The sequence below is a fragment of the Natronomonas sp. genome (genome assembly GCF_046710025.1).
Taxonomy (GTDB): Archaea; Halobacteriota; Halobacteria; order Halobacteriales; family Haloarculaceae; genus Natronomonas.
Genome location: NZ_JBKEGK010000200.1, coordinates 1 through 4,794, shown reverse-complemented (window position 1 = coordinate 4,794; position 4,794 = coordinate 1). Strand labels below are relative to the sequence as shown.

Here is a 4,794-nt window from a genome sequence, read left to right as displayed (position 1 = left end):
GTTTTACGAAGCATCTCGCTCGTTTCGTCCGGGCCGTAGTGTGCGTAGTACGCCGGCGAATACTCCCCGGAGCGAGTCTCCCACTGGTGTCTGACCTCGTTAGAATCCACGTCGGAGTTCCGCGACGCGGCCCTAAAGCCCCTTGGACTTACCGGGCGGCCGATAGAGTCCGATCCGATACGCTTCGACCCGACGTGATCTGCTCCGATCGCCCCGCGCCGATACCCCCGCGTTACCCGGTCGTCGTTCGCGTCCATCCCTCAGCGGGAGGCTCCGCCAGCAGGGGGTGTCCGTGGGACTTATGTCCGCGACGGCGAATTCAATACTGTATGTCACTTTCGACCGGGCGGGCGCTCAGTCGGGTGACAGCGCCCGAACTCGCGGTGTTCGTCTCCGGGGTCGCGAGTATGGGGCTGGAGATCCTCGCCGGTCGGATCATCGCACCGCAGTTCGGCAGCAGCATCTACACCTGGGGGAGCATCATCGGCGTGTTCCTCGCGGCGTTGAGCCTTGGCTACCACTACGGCGGCAAGCGCGCCGCCCGCCGGGCAAGCGTCGAGCGCCTGTCATGGATTCTGCTCGGGACCGCCGCCTACGTCGCGCTGTTGATCTTTGCGAACGACGTGCTGTTGGCCGCCGGATCCGCGTTCCCGCTGCCAAGTCGGTTCGCGTCGCTGCCCGCAGTCACGCTGCTTTTCGGCCCGCCAACGTACCTGCTCGGGTTCATCAGCCCGTACGCGGCCGAGCTCTCAGCGACCGAGGGCGTGGGCGAGGCGTCCGGGCGGGTGTACGCCCTCGGGACGATCGGCAGCATCGTCGGCGTCTTCGGCACGACGTTCGGGCTCATTCCGGCCTTCGGCATCGAGACAATCGGGTTCATCTTCGGACTGTTGCTCGTCGGGACGGCGGTGTCGATTACGCTGCCATCGATGGATCAGCGGTCGCTTTTCGCCACGGCCGGCGTCGCGCTGTTGCTCGTTGCATCGCTCGGAAGCGGGGCGGTCGGGGTTTCGACCGGCGGCCAAGTCGTCCACCAGACCCAAACGCCGTATCAGGAACTCGAGGTCGCGGATCTCGGCGACACCCGGACGCTGTACCTCGACGGCCAGCGCCACAGCGCGATGGACCTCCGCGATCCCGACCGCCACGTCTTCGGCTACACCCGGTACTTCCACATGCCGTACTTGTTCGCCGAGGATCCCGACGAAATCGACCGGGTGCTGTTCGTCGGTGGCGGCGGCTTCACCGGCCCAAAACGGTTCGTCTCCGAGTACGACGCCACCGTCGACGTGGTAGAGATCGACCCCGAGGTGATCCGGACCGCGAAGGAACACTTCGGCGTCGAGGAGTCCGACCAGCTCAACATCCACAACGCCGACGGCCGGCGGTTCCTCCAAGAGACCGACAAGACGTACGATCTGATCGTTCTCGACGCGTATAAAAAGGACAAGGTTCCGTTCCAGCTGACGACCGTCGAGTTCATGCAACTGACGAGCGACCGCCTCTCGGCTGACGGAATGCTGTTCGCGAACATCATCTCGGCGCCGACCGGCCCGGCTTCGGAGTTCTACCGCGCCGAATACAAGACGATGGAGCAGGTTTACCCGCAGGTGTACGGCTTCCAGACCGCCGGGCCGGGGGTCGTCCAGAACATCGAGGTCGTTGCGACAAAGGACCCCGACCCGGTGACGCAATCACAGCTCCAAACCAGAAACCGCGAGCGAGACATCGGTATCGATCTTGAAAACGAGGTCAAAAACTACCGCCGGGACAAGCCGACCGACGACGTGCCGATCCTCCGGGACGACTACGCGCCGGTCGATAGCCTGCTTGATCCGATGGTCGGGCAGCGATACGTCATCCAGCAGGCCCCGTCCGAAAACGAGACCGTCGGGTAGTCGGTGTCGCCCGACTCCGGGATCAACGATGTCGGTGTCGCCCGACGCCAGGTTCGGCCAACGTTTTATAATGCCGGGCGGAAACGGCCCGCATGGACATCGTTCAACAGCTGGCCGACTCGGCGGAGGCGCGCAGATGGTAGATGTCGCACTCTCGGCGACCCGGCTGCTCGTCGCCCTACTGCTCGTGGTGTTGAACGGCTTCTTCGTCGCCTCGGAGTTCGCCTTCGTCCGGATCCGGGCGACGTCGGTCGAACAACTCGTCGAGGAGGGCCGCGCCGGGGCCGACGTGTTGTCGAGCGTCGTCGAGAGTCTCGACGACTACCTCGCGGTCACCCAACTCGGCATCACCATCGCCTCCCTCGGCCTGGGATGGGTCGGGGAGCCGGCGGTGGCAGCGCTCATTGAGCCGGTACTCTCGTCGGCCCTCCCGGCAGGGCTCGTCCATCTCGTCTCCTTCGCGGTCGGGTTCGGCTTCATTACCTTCCTCCACGTCGTCTTCGGCGAACTCGCTCCGAAGACGCTCGCGATCGCAGAGGCCGAGCGGATCTCGCTGCTCGTCGCCCCGCCGATGAAGCTGTTTTATTACGTGTTCTACCCTGGCCTCGTCGTCTTCAACGGGACGGCGAACGCCTTCACCCGGCTACTCGGCGTGCCGCCGGCCTCCGAGAGCGACGAGACGCTCGGCGAGCGCGAAATCCGGCGGGTGCTTGCACGCGCCGGAGAGGCGGGACGCGTCGACCCGGGGGAGATCGAGATGATCGAGGGGGTCTTCGAACTCGACGATACCGATGTGCGGGCGGTCATGGTTCCCTTCCCCGACGTGGTGAGTCTGCCCGCCGACGCCTCGCTGTCGGAAATCAAACGCACTGTCAATGAGGCCGGCCACACGCGGTATCCCGTCGTCGAGGACGACGGCAATCAGGTCGTCGGCTTCGTCGACGTGAAGGACGTTCTCCGGGCGGGCGAAGCCGACACGGGGGAGGACGCGACTGCCGGGAGTCTCGCCCGCGAGATCGCGATCGTCCCGGAGACGACGGCGATCAGCGACCTCCTGTTGCAGTTCCGCGACGACGGCGGGCAGATGGCCGCAGTCATCGACGAGTGGGGCACGTTCGAAGGCATCGCGACTATCGAGGACGTCGTCGAGGCGGTCGTCGGCGACCTACGCGACGAGTTCGACGACGATCGCCGCGAACCCTCGGTTCGGGGGCAGCCGGACGGCTCCTACGAGATCGACGGCGGCGCCGCGATATCGATCGTCAACGAGGCGCTCGGGGCGTCCTTCGACGGCCCGGACATCGAGACGATCGGCGGCTTGGTGTTGGACCGGCTCGGCCGTGCGCCCGAAGCGGGCGACAGCGTCGATATCGGGGAGTACACGCTCGAGGTGACGCAGGTCGATGGAACACGGATCGAGGCGGTCGACGTCTCGGCAGTGGCCAACCCGGACGGTGGGGACATGGCATCGGGCGATGGACCGGATCAGTCGGGCGACGAGCCGGGAGAATGACGAGTACAGCGGCGACCACGCGTTAGTCGATCACACCAACAGAGTTCATTTATTTGCGGACACGTAGGGTGATGTATGGACCGCCGCCGGTATTTACAGTCGATCGGCACAGCAGGGATAGCCGCCACCGCCGGATGTCTGGGCATGGTTCCCGGGCTGGGCACCGGACGGACGGTGCTCGACGAACCCGAGATAGACCTGAGCGCGGCGGCGCACCCGAGCCACGGCGACGACGTTCCTGACGTCACCCTCCCCGACCCGCTGCTCGGTGAGGAGGTGTCGACGACGGACTTCGAGGGCGAACGCGCCGTTCTCATGACGTTCATTTACACGAACTGCCCCGACGGGATGTGCCCGGCGCTTACCCTTCGGCTCCGTCGGGCGCAGGCCGTTGCGGCCGAGGAGGGGTACGGCGACGAGTCGGCGTTCTTGGCGACGACGTTCGACCCCGAACGCGACACGGCTGATGTCTTAGAGCAGTTCGCGGTCGAACAAGGCGTCGACCTCGACGCCGGGAACTGGCACTTCCTGCGCCCCGAGAGCTACCAGGCCGGCACGGAACTCCTCGAAGAAGAGTTCGGGCTGGTGATCGAAAAGGCCCCGGCCGACGAATACGAGAACCTCGAGTATGCTTTCCCGCACTACAACCTGATCCTCCTCGTCAACAAGCAAGGCGTCGTCGAGCGCGCCTACCCGAACGGGGCGACAGTCGATGTCGGACGCGTTGTTGAGGACTTCGAAACCGTGGTGACCGCCTGAGATGCGCAGACGAGAACTGCTCGCCGGGGTCGGAAGCGTGGCGGCGCTTGGAGCCGCGGGCGCGGTCGCGGTCGGCGGGTTCCCCTCGGTCGAAACCGACACTTCGGGTGCGGAAAGAACCGATGACTCAGGTGAGAGAGGAACGGATCGAACCGAGCGGCGAGGTCCGATCGCGGTCGAGACGATCGATGCCCCGGGAAGCGAGGCCGGCGAGATCCGGATCCCCGCCGACAGGCCGACGTTCATCGACTTCTTCGGAACGTGGTGCCCCCCCTGCATCGAGCAAATGCCTGCGCTTGCGGAGGCGAACGAGCGGGTCGGTGACGACGTCCTGTTCGTCTCCGTGACGACGGAGAACGTCGGCGGTTCCGTCACGAAAGATGAGGTCGTCGAGTGGTGGGAGACCCACGGCGGGGACTGGACGCTCGGGATCGATCCGACCGCGGAGCTAGCAGCCCGATACGCTCCGCCGGGGTATCCCGCCGCCTTCGCTATCAAGGCGTCCGGGACGGTAGCGTGGTCCGATTCCGGCATCAAGACGGCCGACGAACTCGTCGCCGGGATCGAGCGGGCGATGGAATAAGCGGAACGAGTGTGTGTATGCAGCCTGAAATGAAAGAGAAA

At 65.3% G+C, this 4,794-nt stretch carries 4 protein-coding genes; all 4 read left to right on the top strand.

Annotated elements, in window-relative coordinates:
- Positions 1 to 329 precede the first annotated feature (329 nt).
- Positions 330 to 1,898 (top strand): spermidine synthase, encoded by a 1,569-nt coding sequence (locus ACI944_RS11880; RefSeq protein ID WP_411719264.1) that lies wholly within the window; start codon positions 330 to 332, stop codon positions 1,896 to 1,898.
- 136 nt (positions 1,899 to 2,034) lie between these two features.
- Positions 2,035 to 3,411, top strand: a complete 1,377-nt coding sequence (locus ACI944_RS11875) for a hemolysin family protein (RefSeq protein ID WP_411719263.1) — start codon at positions 2,035 to 2,037, stop codon at positions 3,409 to 3,411.
- Positions 3,412 to 3,486: 75 nt separating this feature from the next.
- Positions 3,487 to 4,170: an SCO family protein gene (locus ACI944_RS11870; RefSeq protein WP_411719262.1), complete on the top strand. Its 684-nt coding sequence runs from the start codon at positions 3,487 to 3,489 to the stop codon at positions 4,168 to 4,170.
- A gap of 1 nt (position 4,171) precedes the next feature.
- Complete coding sequence (locus tag ACI944_RS11865) at positions 4,172 to 4,753, top strand: TlpA family protein disulfide reductase (RefSeq protein ID WP_411719261.1); 582 nt, start codon at positions 4,172 to 4,174, stop codon at positions 4,751 to 4,753.
- Positions 4,754 to 4,794: the final 41 nt, after the last annotated feature.